The organism is Enterococcus sp. DIV0756 (genome assembly GCF_051710745.1).
GTDB lineage: Bacteria > Bacillota > Bacilli > Lactobacillales > Enterococcaceae > Enterococcus_A.
This window is the reverse complement of record NZ_JBIOLF010000001.1, coordinates 1,773,617-1,795,733: the sequence shown is the minus strand read 5'-3', so window position 1 is coordinate 1,795,733 and position 22,117 is coordinate 1,773,617. Positions and strand designations below refer to the sequence as shown.

Annotated in this window: 20 protein-coding genes and 1 pseudogene; 14 read left to right on the top strand and 7 right to left on the bottom strand. The window is 39.5% G+C overall.

Features of this window, described 5'->3' with window-relative positions; genetic code table 11:
* The first annotated feature begins 15 nt into the window (after window positions 1-15).
* The 5 genes from holA (at window position 16) to nifJ (ending at window position 7,684) form a co-directional block, all read left to right on the top strand.
* Entirely contained in the window at window positions 16-1,044 is a 1,029-nt protein-coding gene (gene holA / locus IGI44_RS08730; protein ID WP_438787381.1) for a DNA polymerase III subunit delta, read from the top strand.
* 374 nt (window positions 1,045-1,418) lie between these two features.
* Window positions 1,419-1,868 carry a flavodoxin gene (locus IGI44_RS08725; protein WP_438787380.1) on the top strand — a complete coding sequence of 150 codons (450 nt, stop codon included), beginning with the start codon at window positions 1,419-1,421 and terminating at the stop codon, window positions 1,866-1,868.
* A 30-nt stretch (window positions 1,869-1,898) separates the two neighbouring features.
* A complete protein-coding gene (locus tag IGI44_RS08720) occupies window positions 1,899-2,735 on the top strand; it encodes a sulfide/dihydroorotate dehydrogenase-like FAD/NAD-binding protein (RefSeq protein ID WP_438787379.1) in 837 nt (278 codons plus the stop codon).
* Window positions 2,728-4,137 (top strand): NADPH-dependent glutamate synthase, encoded by a 1,410-nt coding sequence (gene gltA / locus IGI44_RS08715; RefSeq protein ID WP_438787378.1) that lies wholly within the window; start codon window positions 2,728-2,730, stop codon window positions 4,135-4,137. The genes IGI44_RS08720 and gltA overlap by 8 nt, the downstream gene beginning before the upstream one ends.
* Before the next feature lie 13 nt (window positions 4,138-4,150).
* Window positions 4,151-7,684: a pyruvate:ferredoxin (flavodoxin) oxidoreductase gene (gene nifJ / locus IGI44_RS08710; protein WP_438787377.1), complete on the top strand. Its 3,534-nt coding sequence runs from the start codon at window positions 4,151-4,153 to the stop codon at window positions 7,682-7,684.
* A gap of 79 nt (window positions 7,685-7,763) precedes the next feature.
* Here nifJ and rpsT read toward each other — a convergent pair whose 3' ends face one another.
* The 5 genes from rpsT to IGI44_RS08685 form a co-directional block, all read right to left on the bottom strand.
* Complete coding sequence (gene rpsT / locus IGI44_RS08705) at window positions 7,764-8,018, bottom strand: 30S ribosomal protein S20 (protein ID WP_016180291.1); 255 nt, start codon at window positions 8,016-8,018, stop codon at window positions 7,764-7,766.
* Window positions 8,019-8,229: 211 nt separating this feature from the next.
* Window positions 8,230-10,113, bottom strand: a complete 1,884-nt coding sequence (locus IGI44_RS08700; RefSeq protein ID WP_438787376.1) for a heavy metal translocating P-type ATPase — start codon at window positions 10,111-10,113, stop codon at window positions 8,230-8,232.
* 373 nt (window positions 10,114-10,486) lie between these two features.
* Window positions 10,487-11,320, bottom strand: coding sequence for an undecaprenyl-diphosphate phosphatase (locus IGI44_RS08695; RefSeq protein ID WP_438787375.1), 834 nt, complete (start codon window positions 11,318-11,320; stop codon window positions 10,487-10,489).
* Window positions 11,321-11,444: 124 nt separating this feature from the next.
* Entirely contained in the window at window positions 11,445-12,149 is a 705-nt protein-coding gene (locus IGI44_RS08690) for a histidine phosphatase family protein (protein ID WP_438787374.1), read from the bottom strand.
* Window positions 12,150-12,172: 23 nt separating this feature from the next.
* The gene (locus IGI44_RS08685; protein ID WP_438787373.1) at window positions 12,173-12,799 is read right to left on the bottom strand and encodes an MBL fold metallo-hydrolase; all 627 of its coding nucleotides are present in this window, start codon (window positions 12,797-12,799) and stop codon (window positions 12,173-12,175) included.
* A 368-nt stretch (window positions 12,800-13,167) separates the two neighbouring features.
* Between IGI44_RS08685 and IGI44_RS08680 the strand changes: the two genes are divergently transcribed.
* The 3 genes and pseudogenes from IGI44_RS08680 to IGI44_RS08670 all read left to right on the top strand — a co-directional run.
* Window positions 13,168-15,510, top strand: coding sequence for a helicase C-terminal domain-containing protein (locus IGI44_RS08680; RefSeq protein ID WP_438787372.1), 2,343 nt, complete (start codon window positions 13,168-13,170; stop codon window positions 15,508-15,510).
* 200 nt (window positions 15,511-15,710) lie between these two features.
* Window positions 15,711-16,379, top strand: a complete 669-nt coding sequence (locus tag IGI44_RS08675; protein ID WP_438787371.1) for a transposase — start codon at window positions 15,711-15,713, stop codon at window positions 16,377-16,379.
* Between the two features lie 31 nt (window positions 16,380-16,410).
* Window positions 16,411-17,295: pseudogene (locus tag IGI44_RS08670) on the top strand (IS3 family transposase); the annotation flags it as partial.
* Window positions 17,296-17,489: 194 nt separating this feature from the next.
* On the opposite strand, the gene IGI44_RS08665 reads toward IGI44_RS08670, so the two are convergent.
* Window positions 17,490-17,981: a YajQ family cyclic di-GMP-binding protein gene (locus IGI44_RS08665; protein WP_438787370.1), complete on the bottom strand. Its 492-nt coding sequence runs from the start codon at window positions 17,979-17,981 to the stop codon at window positions 17,490-17,492.
* Window positions 17,982-18,193: 212 nt separating this feature from the next.
* Between IGI44_RS08665 and IGI44_RS08660 the strand changes: the two genes are divergently transcribed.
* The 6 genes from IGI44_RS08660 to IGI44_RS08635 all read left to right on the top strand — a co-directional run bounded on the left by IGI44_RS08660 (window position 18,194) and on the right by IGI44_RS08635 (window position 21,473).
* The gene (locus IGI44_RS08660; RefSeq protein ID WP_438787369.1) at window positions 18,194-19,093 is read left to right on the top strand and encodes a YitT family protein; all 900 of its coding nucleotides are present in this window, start codon (window positions 18,194-18,196) and stop codon (window positions 19,091-19,093) included.
* A gap of 96 nt (window positions 19,094-19,189) precedes the next feature.
* Window positions 19,190-19,531 carry a metal-sulfur cluster assembly factor gene (locus IGI44_RS08655; protein ID WP_010739126.1) on the top strand — a complete coding sequence of 114 codons (342 nt, stop codon included), beginning with the start codon at window positions 19,190-19,192 and terminating at the stop codon, window positions 19,529-19,531.
* A gap of 83 nt (window positions 19,532-19,614) precedes the next feature.
* Window positions 19,615-19,824: a hypothetical protein gene (locus IGI44_RS08650; RefSeq protein ID WP_438787368.1), complete on the top strand. Its 210-nt coding sequence runs from the start codon at window positions 19,615-19,617 to the stop codon at window positions 19,822-19,824.
* 110 nt (window positions 19,825-19,934) lie between these two features.
* Window positions 19,935-20,855, top strand: coding sequence for a helix-turn-helix transcriptional regulator (locus IGI44_RS08645; protein WP_438787367.1), 921 nt, complete (start codon window positions 19,935-19,937; stop codon window positions 20,853-20,855).
* The gene (locus tag IGI44_RS08640) at window positions 20,855-21,154 is read left to right on the top strand and encodes a YciI family protein (protein ID WP_438787366.1); all 300 of its coding nucleotides are present in this window, start codon (window positions 20,855-20,857) and stop codon (window positions 21,152-21,154) included. Before IGI44_RS08645 ends, IGI44_RS08640 begins: the two co-directional genes overlap by 1 nt.
* 16 nt (window positions 21,155-21,170) lie before the next feature.
* Window positions 21,171-21,473: a YciI family protein gene (locus IGI44_RS08635; RefSeq protein ID WP_438787365.1), complete on the top strand. Its 303-nt coding sequence runs from the start codon at window positions 21,171-21,173 to the stop codon at window positions 21,471-21,473.
* A gap of 40 nt (window positions 21,474-21,513) precedes the next feature.
* Here IGI44_RS08635 and IGI44_RS08630 read toward each other — a convergent pair whose 3' ends face one another.
* Window positions 21,514-22,080: a hypothetical protein gene (locus IGI44_RS08630; protein WP_438787364.1), complete on the bottom strand. Its 567-nt coding sequence runs from the start codon at window positions 22,078-22,080 to the stop codon at window positions 21,514-21,516.
* Between the last annotated feature and the right edge of the window lie 37 nt (window positions 22,081-22,117).

Below are 22,117 nucleotides of genomic sequence, written 5' to 3'. Positions count from 1 at the left end.
ATTAGGAGTACTGACATGAATACACAAGAAGCCCTCAAACAAATCAGAAATGATCCATTAAAACCTGTATATCTTGTAACTGGGACGGAGGATTATTTGATTCAGGAGATTCGCCAAGCTTTTTTGGATCGAATGAAGCAAGATGATTTAGAAGAATTAAACTTCATGTCTTTTGATATGGAGGAATCTGGACTAGGAGCAGTAATTGATGAAGCTGAAACGTTACCATTCTTTGGTGATTATCGTTTAATTTTTGTTGAAAAGCCTTATTTTTTGACAGGGGAAAAGAAAAGCAGCACACCCGAACAGGATACTGACAGCTTAATGGCCTATTTGAAACAGCCGTTAGATACCTCGATCGTCGTTTTCTGGGCAACGTATCCTAAACTTGATGCTCGGAAAAAAGTAACGAAGGCCTTGAAGAAAACAGCGATGATTGATGCCGCTCCATTACAAGAACGAGAATTGCGTAATTACTTGCAACGTTACATCAGTAATGAACATGTGAAGATATCAAAAGAAGCCTTCGATCTTTTCTTACGATTAACGGATTTTGACTTATCTAAAGCAATGAATGAGATTGAAAAACTATTATTGCTGGCTGGTGAAGGAGGGACTATTACGTTGCAATTAGTTCAAGACTTGGTTCCTAAAACATTGGAACACAATATCTTTGAACTGACAGAGCAAATTTTAATGGGGGATACTGCGAAGGCCTACCAAACATACGAAGAGTTACATCTTCAAGGAGAGGAAACTATCAAGCTAACCGCCATCTTAATTGGTCAGATACGTCTGCTGCTACAAACCAAAATTTTACAAAAAATTGGGTATCAGCAGGCGAATATTGCAGAAACACTCGGTGTGCACCCTTATCGAGTGAAGCTTGCGATACAGCAAGTAGCAAAATTCCCATTAAATTTACTTGTATCTATGTATGATGAATTAGTTGAAAATGATTATGAAGTAAAAACAGGTCAAGCTGAAAAAGAGTTAAATTTTCAATTGTTTATTCTAAAAACAACCGAACGAATTAAGAATTAGAATTTTTTCTCAAATTCGTTCAATATTTATCCAGTTTGCTAAACTAGCTCGACGATTTTGTCGCGCTAGTTTTTTATTATGTTTTGGTTGCTAATTCAAAAAAATACAGCTAAATGAAAAGCTTTCTCAATTAGAGTAGATAGAACTCAAAAAACATTTGAAAAACATGTTTTATTAAAAAAATTACGAATAAAAATCCTTAGGGACTGTTCATTAATTCACAGTTTTAGGTTATGATAAAAGTGGCAAACTTCTAATATTTTTTTGAAGTTTCTTTCCAAAATGCAAAAAAGGGTTTTCATTAATTAAGGAATAATAGCCAAATCTAACTGGCTTTATTTATCCAAAATCAGATAAAAGGAAGGATGAACAAAATGACATTAGCAAAGATCGTTTATGCAACTAACACAGGTAACACAGAAGGAATATCTGAAATTCTCGAGGATGCTTTCGAAGCGAATGGGATCGACGTAGAACGCGTTGACGCGGATGATGCAGAATCAGATTTTTATGAAGATGCAGACATCTGTGTCCTAGCTACCTATACTGATGGTGATGGCGAGATTCCGTTTGATTTGGAAGATTTTCATGAAGAGCTGCCAGAAGAAGATTTATCAGGAAAAGTTTATGGGGTAGTAGGAAGCGGAGATAGCGAGTTGTATCCCGATTACTTCTGCCACGCAGCAATTGCATTTGATGAAGCTTTTGCTAAAACTGGGGCGAAAAAGGCAGCAGAAACTGTGAAAATCGAAAATGAAGCAGACGATGATGACGAAGAAGTATTGAAGACTTTTGTAAAAACGCTGATTGAAGCAGCAGAGTAAGGAATCACATTGAAAGAACGGAGTGAGGATTTGTTTAAAGTATTAGAACGCAAGGAACTGGCACCAACTGAATTTGAGATTTTGGTTGATGCACCACGAATTGCCAGTAAAGCACAACCAGGGCAGTTTGTAATCTTGCGAATTGACGAAAACGGTGAGCGTATTCCGCTGACTGTCGTTGATACAGACAAAGAAGCGGGTTGGGTACGCTTAATCTTTCAAGTGATCGGCAAATCAACAGCCCAGCTCGCGACTGTTATGGCTGGTGAAGCTTTAACGGATATTGTAGGCCCCTTAGGTAAAGCGACAGATATCGAGAATTATGGTACCGTTCTCTTAGTAGGAGGCGGAGTTGGGATCGCGGCGTTGTTCCCGATCGTAAAAGGCTTAAAGGAAGCCGGCAATCGTGTGATCACTATTCTTGGAGCAAAAAATAAGGATTTATTGATTCTTCAGGAGGACTGTGGAAAGTATTCCGATGAGCTGATTTTGATGACAGACGATGGCTCACTTGGGAAAAAGGGTCTGGTTACCGATGCAATGGAGGAAGTCTTCAAACGTGAGAAAATTTCAATGGCTTGGTCTATCGGACCAAGTATCATGATGAAATTTTGCACGCTTACTGCGCAGAAATATGATGTACCGATTTACGTTTCATTAAATCCAATTATGATTGACGGAACAGGTATGTGTGGCGGTTGTCGTGTGACAGTTGGTGATTCGATTAAATTCGCTTGCGTGGATGGGCCAGAGTTTTTAGGCGAAGAAGTCGATTGGGATGAATTTGTCAATCGAATGCAGCAGTATCGTCCAGAGGAATTACTGGCTAACGAAAGATATGAAAAGCAGGTGAGTTCAAATGGCTAAACGCAGTTATACTAAAACTCCGATGAAGGAACAAGCACCAGAGATCCGCAATCAAAACTTTGACGAAGTAGCGTTAGGGTATACTTTAGAAGAAGGCCAGCTTGAAGCAAGTCGTTGTTTGCAGTGTAAAAATGCTCCGTGTATCTCGGAGTGTCCAGTAATGATTGATATTCCTGGTTTTATTAAAGCAATTGAAGAAGGCGACATGCCGTTAGCCTATGAAATTTTAGGCCGATATACGAATTTGCCAGCAATCTGCGGACGTGTTTGTCCCCAAGAAAAGCAATGTGAAATGGTCTGTCGATTAGGACGTTCAAAAAAATTCGAGCCAGTGGCTATTGGAAAGTTGGAACGTTTAGTTGCAGATTGGGCGCTAGAACAGCCATTTGAATACAAAGAAGTGAGTGGCGATAAGGGCCGCGTAGCGGTAATTGGTTCAGGGCCTTCTGGTCTTACCACAGCAGGTGATTTAGCGAAATTAGGCTATAACGTGACTGTTTATGAAGCATTACATGCACCAGGTGGGGTATTGACTTACGGTATTCCGGAGTTCCGACTGCCAAAACGAATCGTCAAGCAAGAAATCGAACGAATCGTCGCGCAAGGGGTAAAAATTGAAACAAATGTCGTCGTAGGGAAAACGATCACAATGGAAGAAATCATTGATGAGTTTGACGCCTGCTATCTTTCTGTTGGAGCGGGGGCTCCGAGATTCCAGGGCATCAAAGGGACGTCATTAAACGGAGTCTACTCATCTAGTGAATACTTAACTCGAGTAAATTTGATGCACGGCTATCAATTTCCTGAGTATGATACCCCAGTTCAAAAATCAAAGAATGTCGTTGTTATTGGCGGTGGGAACGTCGCAATGGATGCCGCACGTTCAGCGAAGCGTTTAGGTGCAGACAACGTGTCGATCGTTTATCGACGGTCATTGGAAGAATTGCCTGCTCGTGAAGAAGAGTATCATCATTCAGTTGAGGAAGGGATCGAATACCATTGGTTGAGCAATCCTATTGAATACATAGATGATGGCAATGGACGATTAAAAGCTGTCAAATGTGTTCAAATGGAATTAGGCGAACCAGATGAATCTGGACGTCGCCGACCAATCGTGATTCCTGGTAGTGAGTTCATTATCGAAGCAGATACTGCTATCGAAGCAATTGGACAAGGAGCCAATAAAGTTTTATTAGATACATTCCCTGAGTTAGCACTGAATAAATGGGGCTATATTGATGCGGATGAAGAAACCTGTGCGACTTCGATTCCAGGTGTTTTTGCTGGTGGAGATATCGTAACAGGAGCAGCCACTGTTATTTTAGCTATGGGTGCCGGAAAAATTGCAGCAAATGAGATTGATCAATATATTCAAAAGACAAGGCAGGAGCAATTGGTTTAAGACAGAGGTGTAGATGATGAAAACAATGAAAACGATGGATGGAAATACGGCGGCAGCGCATATTTCCTATGCATTTACTGAAGTTGCAGGTATTTACCCGATCACTCCAAGTTCAACAATGGCTGAGGTCGTTGATGAGTGGGCGGAACAAGGCCGAAAGAATATCTTTAATGAAGAAGTTAAAGTAGTAGAGATGCAATCAGAAGCTGGAGCCGCGGGTACTGTCCATGGATCGTTGAAAACAGGAGTATTAACCACAACTTATACAGCTTCACAAGGTTTGCTGTTAATGATTCCAAACATGTTTAAAATTGCTGGGGAATTATTGCCAACTGTTTTCCATGTAGCAGCACGGGCAGTATCCACCAATGCATTAAGTATCTTCGGTGATCATAGTGATGTAATGGCTGCTCGGCAAACAGGTTTCTGTATGCTAGCTGAAGGAGGAGTCCAAGAAGTAATGGACCTGTCCGCGGTCGCACACTTAGCCAGTATCGAAGGCAAGCTGCCTTTCATGAACTTTTTTGATGGCTTTAGAACAAGTCATGAGCTGCAAAAAATCGAAGTCATTGACTATGATGATTTAAAGGCAATGATGAATTGGGAAGCATTAGCTGAATTCAGAAAATTAGGAATGAATCCTAATCGTCCGAATGTTTCTGGTACAGCACAAAATCCGGATATTCATTTCCAACAAAGAGAAACTGTTAATCGCTATTATGATGAAATGCCTGCGATTGTTCAGAAGTATATGAACAAGATCAATAATCTTCGTGGTACGAATTACGATTTGACGAATTACTACGGCGATCCTGAAGCAACAGAAGTCATTATTGCTATGGGATCAGCATCACCAACAATTCAGCAAACCGTTGATTATCTAAATGCTAATGGCCGTAAAGTCGGTTTCTTGGATATCCATTTATATCGTCCATTCCCAGCAGAAAATCTATTAGAAAAATTACCAACAACTGTTGAGAAGGTTGCTGTGCTTGATCGCACAAAAGAGCCAGGATCAGACGGCGAACCATTATTATTAGATGTTCAAAGCGTTCTTTACCGTCATACCAATCGTCCAATCGTCATCGGCGGTCGTTACGGCATTGCTTCAAAAGACGTGACACCAGATCAAATCGTAGCCGTTTTTGAGCATTTATTGTTACCGGCGGCTGAAATGAAACAACGTTTTACAGTTGGGATTATTGATGATGTGACCAATCTATCTTTACCAATGAGTGAAGTGTTAGATTTGACACCAAAATCAACGTTCCAGGCAAAATTCTGGGGTCTTGGTTCAGATGGTACAGTTGGAGCGAATAAACAGGCAATCAAGATTATCGGAAATAACACTGATTATTATGCTCAGGCGTATTTTTCTTATGATTCCAAAAAGTCTGGTGGACTGACAAATTCTCACTTGCGTTTCGGGAAAGAACCGATTCTCTCTACTTATAATGTAGAAGCCGCTGATTTTGTTGGTTGTCATAACAGTGCTTATATTCATCAATATGATTTAGTAAAGGGACTGAAAGATGGCGGCACCTTCTTGCTCAACACTGTTTGGGATGAAGAGAAAGTTAAACAATTACTACCAGGCCGGATCAAACGTTATCTAGCAGAGCATAATATCAATTTCTATATTATCAATGCAATGGATATTGCTCAAAAAACTGGTTTGGGCGGTCGGATCAATCAAGTAATGTCGACAGCATTCTTTGAACTGACGGATATTATGGATCATGAAACTTATCTGCCATTACTTAAAGCGGAAGTAGATGCAGCTTATGGGAAAAAATCTAGAACAATTGTTGAGCGAAACTGGCAGGCGATTGATGCGACAGTTGCTGAGTTGAAGAAGGTTGAAATTCCAACTGAGTGGGCGACTATCGAAGTGAAACCTTTGTTTAATGGCGGCGATGCAAACAAACCAGACTATATTCGTAATATTCTCGAACCGGTTAATCGTCAGGAGGGAAATCAGCTTTCTGTAAATGACCTAATCGAAAACGGCATGTTAGGCGGCGTGATGCCTTCTGGTACAGCAGCTTATGAAAAGCGCGGAATTGCTTTAGAGGTACCTGAGTGGATTCCAGAAGCTTGTACAATGTGTAATGAATGTGCCTTTATCTGCCCGCATGCAGCGATTCGTCCGTTTCTTGCTGATGAAGATGAAATGGCAGCTGCACCTGAAGGTTTCGTAACTCGCGACATGCGTGGAAAAGATGGCTTCAAATATCGTATTCAGGTGTCATTGGAAGATTGTACTGGATGTGGCCTTTGTGTAGAAGCTTGTCCTGCTAAGGAAAAAGCGCTAGTCATGAAATCTTATGAAGAGCAAAAAGAACAAGCAATGAATTGGGCATTCGCGATGACATTGCGTCAAAAAGAAAACCCAGCGAAGAAATTTTCTGTTAAGGGTTCTCAGTTTGAGCAACCGTTGCTTGAATTCTCGGGAGCTTGTGCCGGCTGTGGTGAGACACCTTATGTGAAGCTGTTGACACAATTATTTGGTGATCGCATGATGATCGCAAATACGACTGGCTGTTCTTCAATCTGGGGCGGTTCAGCACCAGCGACACCGTATACAGTCAATCAAGACGGCCGTGGCCCAGCGTGGAGTAATTCGTTATTTGAAGACAATGCTGAATATGGCTTAGGAATGCATATGGCAAATGAAACTAAACGAAATCGTGTTGCTAACAAAATTATATCTGCTTTAGCAAAAGGTCTTGGCTCTGAAGATACAAAAGCACAGATGCAGGATTGGTTGGACCATATGTTAGAAGGCGAAGGTAGTCAGCAACGTGCTGCTAAATTGAGCGCGGTATTAAGCGAAGAAACAGATCCAGAATTGCAATCTATTCTAGCTGATAGCGAAATGTTTGCGAAACCTAGCCAATGGATTATTGGCGGAGATGGTTGGGCATACGATATCGGCTTTAGCGGAATCGACCATGTTCTTGCTTCTGGCGAAGATGTGAACATTTTGGTAATGGATAATGAAGTTTATGCCAATACCGGTGGTCAAATGTCGAAAGCAACGCCATCAGCAGCTATTGCGAAATTCGCTGCCGGTGGTAAGAAGACGAAGAAAAAAGATCTCGGGATGATTGCCATGACTTATCGCGATGTTTATGTCGCACAGGTTGCAATCGAGGCCAATCCAACACAAGCTTTAAAAGCAATTCAAGAAGCGGAAGCTTATCCTGGGCCTTCATTGGTTATTGGCTATACTCCTTGTATTAATCATGGTATCCGCGGTGGTATGAGCAAATCAATCGAAGAATCTACGAAAGCTGTAGAGTCAGGATACTGGCCGCTTTATCGTTATGATCCTGTTCGTGCACAAAAAGGTAAAGACCCAATGCGCATCGACTTCAAGAAAACGGATTTCAGCAAAATGAATGACTTCTTAGAAGGTCAAACTCGATTCTCTGCTTTGCACAACATTAAGAAAGATGATGCGCTAGTAGAAGAAATGCTGAATCAAACAGTTGAAGATATGGAAGAACGCGCGAAAAGTTACGAAGAACTGACGAATAAATAAAGCATAGCGTCGATGCAGAGTGTATCGGCGCTATCTTTATGAGCACAAATAAAAAAACCGATCATTTGATCGGTTTTTATTATTTAGCTAATTTTTTAGCAAGACGTGCTTTATCACGGTTTGCTTTGTTTTTGTGGATTAAACCTTTTGATTCAGCCATATCGATTGCTTTAGCAGCTTCTTTGTAAAGATCGTTCATATTTTCAGCGCCAGCAGCAACAGCTTCTTCGAATTTCTTAACAGTAGTACGCATTGCGCTCATTTGTGATGAGTTTTTAGCGTTAGCAGCTTCGCTAGTGCGGACACGTTTGATTGCAGATTCAATGTTTGGCATGGATTTCACCTCCGAATTCAGTCTTATACGGTTAATACCGTACAATTCAACATTACTCATTATACATAAAGCCGCTTTTTAATGCAATAAAATCGTGACAAGTTTTTTTCCTTAACAGAAAATAAAGAAAAATGGGAAATTATTTCTTTGGATAAATCATAATTAATTTACACACCTAAAGAAGCAGAATCTTTTGCGATTCTGCTTCTTCCTAATGTTCTGCCTTATAAAGCGGGCAGGAGGTGCATCTGGTTTCATCTAAACTTTCGGCTTCCTTTAAGGGCATCAGCATTCTTAATCCATTCAGAATCACTAAAATGGTGCTTCCTTCATGTCCTACAACCCCTAGAGGAAGGGTGAGAAATTGAAGAAAATTACTAGCAATCAACAATACGATGACACATAGAGAGAAAATAATATTCTGTCGAACGATTCGTCTCATTTTTTTCGCTAGACGATGACTGTACATCAGTTTAGTTAAATCATTTTTCATTAAGACCATGTCAGAAACTTCCATTGCCACATCTGTTCCTTCACCCATAGCAATTCCGATACTAGCAGTGGCAAGCGCAGGGGCATCATTGATCCCATCACCAACCATCGCATTAATGGTATATTCCTCCTGCTGCTGCTTTACAAGATCGGTTTTATCAGCAGGGAGACAGCCGCCGTGATAATCATTTAAACCTAACTGTTGAGCAACATATTTCGCTGCTCCAAGATTATCACCAGTAAGCATTACTGTTTCGACTGCTTGGTCTTGGAAGTAGGAGATCACCTCAGAGGTAAATGGTTTAGGTAAATCCATTAAGGCCAAAAGTGCCACGATTTCTTCTTTATTACTAAGGACAACGACTGTTTTACCTTCATTGTGCCATTGTTCAATGAGGGGGTGCTGCTGATTCTTCAGTGGTTTACCTAATTGCCACGTCTCACCGTGATAGGTAGTTTGTAATCCGAAACCGGCTTTTTCTTCCACCTGTAGTTCCAGTGTTTTTTCATCCTTAAAGAAATTGGTAATTGCGACGGCTAATGGATGAGTAGATTGCCGTTCCATCGAGTAAAATAATTGTGGAATGACAGGTTCATCAGAAAATGTCTTGTAGTCAGTTACTCGTGGTTTTCCTTGGGTTAATGTTCCCGTTTTGTCAAAAGAGATCGCTCGCAGATCAGCTAGTTTTTCCAGTGTTTTTCCAGATTTGAAGAGGATACCTTTTTTCGCACCATTGGAGATCGCAGCAAGTGTCGCCGGAGTAGCAGAGGCCACCAAAGCACAAGGTGAAGCGACAACTAAAAGCACCATTCCACGATAAAAGCTTTCTGTAAAACTCCAACCAAGTACAAAGTGAGTCAATAGAATCATCAAAGGGACTGCGATCAGAACGATCTTCACATAAACATTTTCGATTTTCTCAATAAACGTCGCAGTTGCGCTTTGTTCATTTTGAGCGTTTTCAACTAACTTCAGAATCTGTGCAAACAAGGTATCATCGCTGGTCTTGGTCACTTCTAAAGTAAAAGCCTGACCTAGGTTGATTGTTCCGCTGAAAGCATCATCGTTTATGGCCTTTTCCACTGGAACAGATTCGCCAGAAATCGCTGACTCGTCAATTGAAGAGGAGGATAACATGCGACCGTCAATCGGGACTGCTTGGCCTTTCGGTACGAAAACAAAGTCACCGACGGCTAATTCTTCGACAGGAACCGTAATGTGTTTTTCCTCAACGATTTTAATCGCCTCATTTGGAGCTACATTCATCATAGCAGTGATTTCCTTAGTACTTTTATTAGTCGCGTATTCCTCCAAGGCACCGCTCAAGCAGAAAATAAAGGTCAGCATTGCTCCTTCAAACCAGTTTCCGATTAGACATGCACCGATTGCTGCTAACGCCATCAATAAATCGACATTCAATGTACGCTCATGAATTAGTTCGTTGAGACCTTCATAGGTTTGCTTCCAGCCGCCGCTAATAATCGCCAAGATGAAAAAGAGGGGATAAATAGATTGAGAAAGTTCAATTGAAATTCTTCCAACAATTAAAAATAGTAAACAGAAAAGGGTAGAGAGAAAAGCATTTCGTTCTTTTTTACTCATCACTTTTCCTCCTTTCAATTTGTAAGCCGCAAATGATTTCACGGGTTATCTTCACCATTATAGTACCACAGGAGTCAGTGTAAATGATAATAGAATTCGCTAATTGAGAACGAAAGTAATTATCAATTAGCGTTGAGAATGACTATCATTAGTGTTTGTTAAAGTAAAGACTATTATATCAACGTAGTAAAGAAGATTTCCTTTTTTTATTTCAATTTATAATTAATATTATTAATGTTAAATCGATGTTACCATGAGAATAAAAGTGACAGCTGATTCCATATTGAAAGCGACGTTAAATAATTAGTAAACAAAAAAATAAGTTCCAAGCTCAACGTTACGAGCTCGGAACTTATTTATATCTATACAAATCCTACATAGCAATTAGCCAATAGCCGATCAAGATAATCCCTAGAACGATTCGATACCAACCAAAAGCGGTGAAATCGTTTCGTTTAATATAATCCAATAAGAATTTGATAGCAATGACTGAAACTATAAAAGCAGTCACCATGCCGACTAATAGTACAACGATTTCGGAAACGCCAAAGCTGTTTCCATTCATCAAAAACTTGACGATTTTCAATCCACTAGCGCCAAACATTACTGGAATGCCTAAGAAGAAAGAAAATTCCGTTGCAACGAAGCGTGAGCTTCCAATGATGATAGCCCCTAAAATCGTTGCTCCAGAACGTGAAGTTCCGGGGATCAAGGATAGTAGTTGAAAGGCTCCAACAATCAATGCGGCTTTATAAGTAAAATCATTTAAATTGGTACATTTGGGTGTTTTTGTTTTATTGTGTTTTTCAACAACAATAAAGGCGATCCCATAAACGATCAGCATGATCGCTACTGGTAAGAATTTGTGGAAATGGGCCTCTAAAAAATCATCTAACGGCAACCCAATCACCGCAGCAGGCACACAGGCAATAATTACCTTAAACCATAATGTCCAAGTGTCGTTTTTTTCCTGATGCGACTTACTAGCTGAGAAGGGGTTGAGTTTATTGAAATATAAAACCACCACGGCTAAAATCGCACCTAACTGAATTACAACATTGAACATTTCGGTAAAAGCGGCACTCATATTCATCTTGATGAACTCATCCGCTAAAATCAAATGGCCCGTGGAAGAAATCGGTAACCATTCGGTAATCCCTTCGACGATCCCAAGAATAATTGCTTTGAAAATATTGGCAATAAGCATAGTTTACGTCCTTTCAAATTAATAACAATAATTAGTATACCGTTTCACCTTTAAAAAGACCATCGAAAAAAGGCTAAGCTTTTTATAAGAAAAAACTGCCGACAGTTGTCGACAGTTCCAATTTCTATTCGTCAATTTGATCTGAGATAGTTTTTCCACGTTCCATATAACTGATGTCATTGATTGCGCGGATAGAGAACTCCCCATTTTCGTAACGCAGACGGTTGATACTGCCGTTAAGTAAGTTTGCACGAACCGGCTGTTTTGAATCGATTAAGCTTAATAAGAAGGCAATCGTCAAGCCATGAGAAACGATAAGAACATTTCCGCCGCCTTGCTTTTCACGGTGTTGTGCGATGTCTTCAAAGCCTTGCCATACACGATCACGCAATTTTTCATAAGGTTCTGCCCAGTTTGCCGTGTCCGCAGCGTAAACAGCATTGGCTATTTCCTCAAAGCTCACTTCAGTCGCGAAAAGCTCATCTTCAGTCTTGAAGTTCAATACTCGCGGTAAAACGCCCCACATTTCTGCATCAAAACCACCCTCTAATGAACCAAAGCACCATTCACGAATACGTGGATCCACATGATAAGGAATATCTTTTCCATCAGGATGTTCACCTAAAAGAATGCGCATGGTTTCGATCGCTCGACCAGAATCACTGGAATATGCTTCTTCAAACTTCGTGTCTTGTAAGCCCAAACCAACATAGTGAATCCCGTCACGCCCGCTTTGAGTGAGGGGAGTGTCACACCAGCCTTGCACTCGAGCCAACGTATTAAACATTGTTTTACCATGTCGAACAATATAAAGATTTGTTTCTGCCATATTTAAAACCTCCAAAAAGTTGATTAATTAAAGAATGGATTCGTATCGATCTCATGACCAATGGTAGTTGCAGGACCATGTCCTGGATAAGCCGGCAATTCCCGTGGAAGAGTGAATAGATACGTTTTGATACTGTATAACAATTGCTGCATATCGCCAGTATAAAGATCTGTACGGCCGATACTACCCTTGAACAGAGCGTCACCTACCACTACGAAATCATCAAAAATGAAGCTCAGGCTGCCAATTGAATGTCCCGGTGTCGGTACAACTTGAAAAGTCATATCGGCAATCGTATACTCTTTCATTTCAAATTCGTATTCTGCTGGTTGAACGATCAGATCGGGCATATTATCATGGCGACCAAGACCAGAAAGATTTAAAATTGGATCGCCTAACCATTTTTGTTCCAGTGGGCTCACGTATACGGGAATCTCATATTTCTTTCGCAGCTGTTCAACTGCACCAATATGGTCGTAATGGGTGTGCGTTAAAAGAATAGCTCGCGGAGTTTTTCCAATGCGTTTGATTTCTTGAATCAACCGATCTCCCTCTGAGCCAGGATCAACGATCAATAAATTGTGTTCGTTATGAATCAGGTAGCAATTTTCTTGCGCGATTCCAGTAACAAAACCTTCGATTTGAATCATTATTTTTATTTTCCCCCTGAAAACTAAAAGTGTGTTTCTTGATTCGATTCACTATTGCTGACTCATAATGAGTATCAATAAATTTAGAATCACAAATTCCTTCTTCATTATACCTTAAAAGTAAAAAAAATGCGGCTCCCCAGAACGATTTTGACATTTCTATCAGGAATTTTGTGGCTCATTTGAATGAGAGTTATATAACGAGTATTAATTAAATGAAGACCCTATAAAAGTATTTATGCCCATTCAAAAGAATCAAAGGAAAAGAATGACGAATAAAACTTGACGAGTGATTGAAAATCTTCTATGGTGAAACAGCGAAATGATTTTGAGAATCATTGAACAGAAACAAAGAATGAGGTGAGTGTATGGTGGTCAAGAAAATAGCGATTCGCGAACTCGTTGAGTTTATCTTACGTCGCGGCAGTATTGATGAAGGAAAAAACAGTAATCATACACCTCAAGAAGGCGCCCGAATTCATCGTCAATTACAAAAAGAAGCGGGCGAAGGCTACCAAAAAGAAGTATGGCTGAAAAAGTCTCTTGAGATTGCTGAAACTGCCGTTCAAATTGAAGGACGGGCAGATGGTATCTATTTAGAAGATGAAAAAATAATTATAGATGAAATTAAAACTTCGGAAACCCCTTTTGAAGAACTTGAGGCAGGAATTATTGATCTCTATTTCTATCAAGCGATGGTTTATGCCTATATTTATAGTGAACAAGAAGAACTAACGGAAATCGGTACGCGTCTGACTTATTTTCAAACAACAGAAGAAAAGATCACGCGAAAGATTCGGACATTTAGTTTTGAAGAATTAACAGAATTTTTCAATTACTTGATTGAACGATATGAAAACTGGCTAGTTTTTCAAATGCAATGGCGAGAAACACGCAATAGGTCGTTAAAGTCATTAGCATTTCCTTTTGATACCTATCGAGCAGGTCAAAGGGAGCTGGCCGCGGCTGTTTATAAAACAATTCATGCACAGCAAAAGTTGTATGTGGAAGCGCCGACTGGAACTGGCAAAACCATGTCAACTCTTTTTCCGACATTCAAGGCGATGGGTGAAGAATTAGGTGAGCGGATTTTTTATCTAACCGCTAAAACCATTACCCGACAGGTAGCAGAAGAAACAGTTACGAAAATCACCAAAAAGGATGCTAGGGTTAAAAGTGTCACACTGACGGCCAAGGACAAGATTTGCTTTTTAACAGAACGTAACTGTACGCCAGAGCATTGTCCCTTCGCGAAGGGATATTATGATCGGGTCAACGACGGTCTTTGGGATATGTTAAACAATGATGATCAATATACACGTCCAGTCATTGAAAAATACGCCCGAAAGCACGAGCTGTGTCCTTTTGAATTGTCATTAGATATTAGTCGTTTTTGCGACTTGGTCGTTGGCGATTATAATTATCTATTTGATCCAACGGTTTATTTGCGCCGTTTCTTTGAAGAAGAGAATAAAACGAACTTAGTGTTAGTTGATGAAGCTCATAATCTAGTCAATCGTTCGAAAGAGATGTACTCTGCTAGTATTTCTAGGGAAAACATCGCGCAGATGCAAAAAGACTTAGATAAGTCCTTTAAAAAATTGAATAGAGCATTTACCAGAGTTGATAATGAGTTTGAACTAATCCATCAATCACTAGAGGGAGAAGCCTATCACCATCAGCAGGCTGCCCCTGAAAGTTTAATCAATAGTTTGTTCAAATTGCAAGAGCAGATCAAGGAATGGTTGGCAGAGAATCCCGATCATCCAGCGCAGCAGAAAATGCTGCCGGTTTATTTTGAAATTATTCGCTTTACACGTATGAGTGAATTCTACGACGATCACTATCAAACAACCGTTGAACATAAAAGCTATGATCTGATTGTAAAAGAATACTGCATTGATCCTTCTTGGTTTCTAGAGCAAACAATGGAGAAGGTCGGTAGCAGTATCCTATTTTCTGCTAGTTTTTCACCCCTAGATTATTATCAAGAGGTCTTAGGCGGGGGCGAGGATAGTTTAACGTATCGTTTGCCAAGTCCTTTTCCAAATGAAAATCGATTAGTTATGGTAGATGCCAGTATCCAAACGACTTATCAAAAACGGACTCAAAGTATTCCCAAAATCGCTGCATCGATTGAACGACTAATAAAAACGAAAACAGGCAACTATTTAGTTTTCTTCCCATCCTTTCAATACTTAGACCAGGTGGCAGATTATTTCCATGACATTTATCCAGAATATGCGATCCAGATTCAGGGTTCAAAATTGAACGAAGCAGAAAGAGAGGATTTCTTAGCAGCTTTTGTTGATCAACCTGAAAAAACGTTGATCGGATTTTGCGTATTAGGTGGCATTTTTTCAGAAGGGATTGACTTAGTTGGCGAACGCTTGATTGGAACGGTTGTTGTTGGCGTCGGATTGCCGCAAGTCAACCATGAACAAGAGTTGATCAAAGAATATTATGATGAAAAACGGAATCAAGGATTTAGTTATGCGTATCAGTTACCTGGTATGAACAAGGTCATTCAAGCTGCCGGTCGTGTGATTCGCACGATGGAAGATCGGGGAATTATTTTGTTACTCGATCAGCGTTATACCAATCCGCATTATCAAAATCTGTTGCCAGTCAGCTGGTCAGATCGAAAAATAGTTTACGGAGCAGAAGATGTAGAAAAGTCAGCACGCAAATTTTGGCAAGAAATAAAATAAAACTTTGAGTAGTGCAGGATTGAACTTTTTCCTGTAATAATTGATAAAAATATCGCATATGAAATAAAGGCCCATTTCTCAGTAATCAGTAGGTAACCGAAAGCTCTCTTCATTAAGAAGAAAGAAAAGCCGACAAAAGTGATATGCTCCCCCTATATAGGACACTGAAATATAAAGTGGCTTATATAGGGGGATTTTGTATGTCCAGAGGAAAAATGAAATTAAGTTCAGAAGAACGGCTAGCTCTTGTAGAAAGAGCTTTAAGAAATGAAGCTAGCATAAGCAGCCTGGCCAAAGAAGCACACGTCGATAGCAGTACGATAGAAAGGTGGATCACTCTTTATGAGAATGAAGGACTCACAGGTTTACTCCCTACAAAAAGGAATCAATCATACTCAACAGAATTGAAACTGAATGCGGTCCATGATTATTTAGCTGGAACATATGGTAGCTTGAGAGCTATCGCCAAGAAATACGGACTTCGTAACAAAAAACAATTAGAAGACTGGTTAAAGATATATAATACTCATAGAAACTTCAAATCAGAAAGTGGTGGAAGTAGAATGAGTAAATCCAGAAAAACAACAGTGAATGAACGAATTAAAATTGTGTATGACTGTATTATCAACGGTCGGGACTATGGGAAAACCGCGATTCAGTACCAAGTCTCTTACCAACAAGTTCGGAACTGGGTGTTGAAATACGACGAGATGGGAGAAAAAGGCTTAGAAGATCGTCGAGGGCAACGAGCGGGAAGTAAACCTGCCAGAACACCCGAAGAAGAAATGCGCGATAAACTGGCTCAACAAGAACGACGGATCAAGTTGCTTGAAATGGAAAATGACCTGTTAAAAAAGTCAGCGAGTTAGAAAGGAGGCGGGATTTGAATTAGTTCGTCATACGTTTGAATACCAATCGATCAAAGAGCTGCACGAGACAAAAAGCTATCCAATTAACACCATGTGTACCCTGCTCCATGTCACAAGATCGGCCTATTATCGTTGGTTAAAAAATCCCAAACTGCCTGAAGTGGTATTTAATGAACAGTTGGCTGACCTTGTTCGTTATATTTATGAAGCAGACAACGATAAAGGATATCGCAGAATCTGTGAAGATCTCGTGAATGATTATGGCTTTCAAGTGAATGACAAGCGTATTCTTCGAATCTGTCGCAAACTTCAAATCCAATCAACCATCAAGCATTCAGGCAATAGTATCACTAAGGCATCCAAGACTCCGTATCATATTGCGAAAAATCATTTGAATCGAAAATTCTATGCGGATCAACCGAATCAAAAATGGCTAACAGATGTGAGTGAATTCAAGTATTATGAAGGGTCCGAAGTGAAGAAAATCTATTTGAGCGCTATTCTTGATCTCGCCGATCGTCGCATTGTTTCATTTGTCATCAGCGACAAAAATGATAATAAATTAGTCTTTGATACCTTCGATCAAGCAGTCGCCGCCGAACCAACCGCTCATCCGCTATTTCATAGCGATCGCGGATTTCAATATACAAGTAAATTTTTTTGCACAAAACTAAAGAAAGCGAAAATGAAGCAGAGTATGTCTCGTGTCGCCCGTTGTACCGATAATGGTCCAATGGAAGGCTTCTGGGGAATGCTTAAACGAGAAAAATATTATCGGCGAAAGTTTATCAGTAGAGAAAGTCTCGTTGAAATGATCGAGAAATACATGAACTATTACAACAATGGTCGCTATCAACGGTGTTTGAAGAGTAAGACACCGAGCCAAGTTCATCAAGAATTATTAATGGCAGCTTAATCACTCTCCTTCTTGGACAAGCGAATAGAATAAATCCGCCTATCCAAGAAGGAGACCAGTCGAGCAAAGTTGAGGTTAAACAAAGTAAAAAACATAAAAACTGCCTACCGAATTTCGGTAGACAGTCGTCAAAATAATTTTATTCTATTTCATTGTCCACTTGACGGGGAGCCCAGCAAAAGTGTCGGCTTTTTTTAACGGTAATTTATGAATTGTACATCAATCGGTAGTTCGATATCTTTTACTAATGCGATGACCTGTTGCAGATCATCCCGGTTTTTTCCAGTTATCCGCAAGCGGTCTTCTTGGATTTGCGCTTTTACTTTGATCTTGCTGTTCTTAATCGCAGTCGTGATTTTTTTTGCACTATCTCTGTCAATTCCGTTTACTAATTCTGCTGCTTGGCGAGCATTTCCGCCTAACGCGTGTTCTGAAGCAGAAAACTGAATGTTCTTTAAAGGAACTCCACGTTTAATCAGTTTGCTGAAAAGCACGTCCTTGACTTGTTCCACTTTGTATTCATCTTCCGCTTTAATAACTAATTGATTTCCTTCTAACTTAATATCAAAGATACTACCTTTAAAATCAAAGCGATTCTTTAATTCTTTCAGGGCAATTTGTACGCCATTCTTAACTTCCTCTTTATTCAATTCCGAAACAATATCAAAGCTTGCATCTTTAGCCATAGACATCCTCCTTATTCGATTTAGAAACTTATTTTCTAAGGATTCAAATGCCAACTATCATTCATTAAGACATCCCAATCCATTTCCTATAGTTTATCAAAAATTGCTAAGAAAGCCATAATTATTCTCCAATCTAATATGGAAAAAGATTGATTATTAATGAGAGAACCTGTTACTCTATTATAGGTTTGATAATGAAAGGGGAATCACGGATGCAGAAGGTTATCAATTATACATCAAAGGATTTAACGAAAAAAATCCTTGTCATATTATTTACAGGTCTGACTGGAGCAGTTGGACTAAATTATTTCTTGATTCCAGCGAATGTTTTTTCTGCTGGTATGACTGGGATTGCCCAGATTGTGGAGCATTTGCTCTCAAATGCTGGTTTATCAATTGATACTGGGATTTTGATCTTTCTTCTGAACGTTCCTGTATTCATTTTAGGGTTTATTAAATTAGGAAAGTCGGCAATGATACTGAGTTTTGCCAACGTGATTGCGATGTCGTTCTTTACAACTGTTGTGCCTACTGGTCAAGTTACGGATAATGTGTTGATGAATGCGATCACTGGTGGTGTATTGCTTGGAATCGGTGCGGGACTTTCGTTGAAATTTGGTTTTACAACAGGCGGATTGGATATCGTCTCATTGCTATTGTCTAAAACGACTGGACGAACAGTGGGAAATTATATGATGCTTTTAAATGGTGTCATTGTTGTTGTTGCAGGGTTCTTTTTCACTTGGGAGAGCGCCTTATATACGATCATTACAATTTTTACTATGAGCACGGTCGTCGATTACGTTCATACCAGTCACCAAAAAATGACTGCTTTTATTACGACAAGTAAAAGCGCTGACATGCGGGCGGCTTTAAACAACGAACTTTTGCGAGGAATGACCGTTATTCAGGCACGCGGCGGCTTTAGTTCCAGTGAACGCGAAATGATTATGATCGTTTTTACTCGCTACGAATTATACGCATTGAAGCAAGTGGTTGCAGATGTTGATCCTCATTCATTTACTAATATTGTGGCAACAGATTCTGTTGTTGGTACTTTTTTAACTCAAGATGAGCAATTGCAGTTGAAGAAGTCACAAAGTAGTCAGTGACGATTCTTAAATGAGAATAGAGAAGGATCAATTCTCATTTACAAAAGCATTAAGATAGAGTAAAATACTTCTTGAAACTCGAAAGGAGTGGAATAGGTGGAAGAGAACACACAAAAATGGACTGATGCAGAAGTAGCTGAAATTAAAGAAACTATTTTGACTGCTTTGGAGTCAGTGATTGACCCTGAGTTGGGCATTGATATCGTCAACCTTGGCTTAATCTATGAAGTAGATTTTGAACAAACTGGGAACACTGTCATTAAGATGACATTAACGACCATGGGCTGTCCATTGGCAGATATTTTAACGGACAACATTCAGTCAGCATTATCAGAAATTCCGGAAGTTACCAATGTAGAAGTAAAACTTGTTTGGTACCCAGCATGGACAACTGACAAAATGAGTCGTTACGCACGTATTGCACTTGGGATTCGTTAATATAATAGATAATAGAAAATTTATCTCCTCTTTCATTAAGGGGAGATTTTTTTTGTTATAATTGAATAAAGGGGCGGATCTACTTGGAAGAGTATGCATTAAACGACTATTTGTCTGCAAAAAAGTCACTAATATCAACGCGAAACAAGATTCAGCAAGCGATCATAACATTAGAAGAAAAACAAGCTTCCGGACGAAAATTGAAAGCCCAAATCACTTTATCTAGGGAGCGTGTAAATGCACTGAATCTTTCTCTTGCATTGATCGAACGAGAAATTACTCGTTTGTCTTAAAAACAGATGGAAAACATGAAATCAAGTGTTTTCATCTGCTTTTTCTTTTAATATGACAGCTAGGTGTCACATTAACATTGCTATTGTCTTACATGAAAGGAAGAAGCTGGATGCAGATTGAACGGTTAGTACAGATGATTTTTTATATTATTAGCCGCAAAAAGGTCACTGCGAAAGAGTTGGCCGAGTACTTTGGGGTTTCCACACGAACAATTTATCGTGATATCACAACGCTAACCTTGTCAGGTATTCCAATCGTTTCTAAGAAAGGAAGCGGTGGAGGGATTTCATTACTGGACGGCTACACTTTGAATAGGTCATTTTTGACGAATGAGGAGCAATTGCAGGTCTATCAAGGTTTGCAGATTTTGCAGGCTTCGAATTATCCAGAGGCAGATCAAGCGTTAAATAAGATCGGATCACTTTTTAATCAATTACCTGCTGAGGATTGGTTAGAGATTGACTTTAGTTATTGGGGGAGTAGTGACGATGAGAAAATCACAATTTCTGAACTACGACGAGCGATTACGCAAAAAAAACTTTTACGTTTCGATTATTTTAATTCTGAATTACAGCGATCAAATAGAGAAGTTGAGCCACTGCGTTTAATCTTTAAATCTCATGCTTGGTATATCGTTGGCTATTGTCGCCATAATCAGGACATTCGAGTGTTCCGTCTGTCACGAATGAAAAGAATCAACGTCTTGGATGAAACTTTTGATCGAGCTTTAGCTGAAGATTTTTCGTTAGGAGACTCAACCTACAGTACCGAATATGTGACATTCAAACTACGCTTTTCACCAGAAATGGCCTATCGTCTATTTGATGAATTCCAAGAAGACCAAGTAAAGCGTTGCTCTAGTGATTGCTATTTGGTAACAGTTCAATATCCGATGAACGAGTGGACGTATCATCGTTTGCTCTCATTTGGCCCCTATGTAGAAATACTTGAACCTGTGGAGGCACGTTCAGAGTTAAAAAAGCGTGCGCTGAAAATCGCACAACAGTACAATCAAGAGGAGGATATCTAGTGGAAGAATGGGTCTATGTCATGTTAATCAAAAAAACGAAAGAATATCGGCGATTAAATAAAGCCAAACTTACCGAACACGTGGAGAACTTGCAAGAGCTGGATAACGCGGGGAAGATTGAATTAGCGAGTGCATTTAAAGGATATTCAGGAATGGCTGGGATGTTTGTTTTAAAAGCTGAAAGTTATGAGGAGGCGGAGGCGATTTGTAAAAAAGAGCCTTTGATTGTTGCTGGTTTTGCGACGTATGAGCTACATCGATTACAAATAGCCAGCAAAGAAAATAATTATTTATTGTAAGAAAGGGAGTAATTGTATGAAAGAGGGAAAGAAGTTATTTGTTCGAACCGATTTTAAAACTGGTGAAGCAGAGGTTAATGAGCAAATCGCAATGGATTCTGCGGCGTATTTAAAGCAGCTTTCAGAAGAACGGTATTTAAAAGCGGGTGTATTTGGTGATCTGTCAACAGAGGAGATCAATGGGGCAATGGTGATATTTGAGGCAGAAAATTTAGCCGAAGCCCAGGCAATTTCAGATGCGGACCCAGTATTTCAAAGTGGTCTTTATCGTTATGAATTGCAACAATGGCATGTGCTGATCGCGCCAATGGAGAGGTAATTAAAAAAGAAACGACCTAACTTGTCGTTTCTTTTTTTCTTTATAGGCTTTTAAAAAGCTTTAGCATGGCTTTTGTTCTTTTTACTGTAGGCATATTTAAAGAAGCTAATTCAATTTGAACGTCGCTTTCCGTCGCTTCTTTCAATAAAAGTAGACGGTAGATTAAACGAAGATCCTGACGCCGAACTTTTGGCAGATGCTGCATCAGAACCTGATTTAAATCTGCATTCATTTGGTTAATTCCGGTCAAAGGGTCTTTTTGAATCGTGTAATTATTTAGATAGCGATCAAACTCTTGAATTGCGGCCGAAGCTTTTTCGGGAACAAAACCATTTGCCCAAGCCGCCGCTAATAGAACGAAGCTATCTATTTCAGATAAATTTTGTTGAAAGCCAGTAATTGTCGCGTTTAGAATTTTTTCCTGTAATTCCTCAAATATCGTTGGTTCATTTTGTTTGATTCGTAAGAAATAATTGGTAAATCCGTCGCTATTCAATAAATTCAGATCAATTGCTTTAAACCAGTTGTAATAATAAGAATTTAAATAGGAATAAGTTTTCTCACTTTCGGTACGCTGAACCTGTTTTAATTCATCCATTGTTTTCATCTTCTTATCGCCTCTTTCTTTCATTTCCAACAGTATT